The organism is Chryseobacterium sp. SIMBA_029 (assembly GCF_046535275.1).
GTDB lineage: Bacteria > Bacteroidota > Bacteroidia > Flavobacteriales > Weeksellaceae > Chryseobacterium.
In genome coordinates, this window is sequence record NZ_JAWRXA010000442.1 from 1 (window position 1) to 264 (window position 264).

Here is a 264-nt window from a genome sequence, read left to right on the forward strand (position 1 = left end):
TTGATTTTTATCTTCCATTCAAAAAATTCGTAGGAGAAATCGGTGGAAAATATACAAGATTTAATACTGATACGGAGCTTGGGTTTTTCAATTATGAAAACGGAGCGAGTATTTATGATAATATTAGAAGTAATGACTTTTCATATAAAGAGGACGATTGGGCTTCTTATATAACGCTATCCAAAGCATTTAATGAAAAATGGGAAGGGAAAGCAGGAATAAGATATGAATTTACCTCTCTTGACGGGATTTCCAGAAATGGAG

General features: G+C 33.0%; 1 protein-coding gene. It reads left to right on the top strand.

Annotated features, from left to right (window positions below; genetic code table 11):
- A partial coding sequence (locus SB679_RS24765; RefSeq protein ID WP_410704946.1) for an outer membrane beta-barrel protein occupies positions 1-264 on the top strand: 264 nt, incomplete at both ends.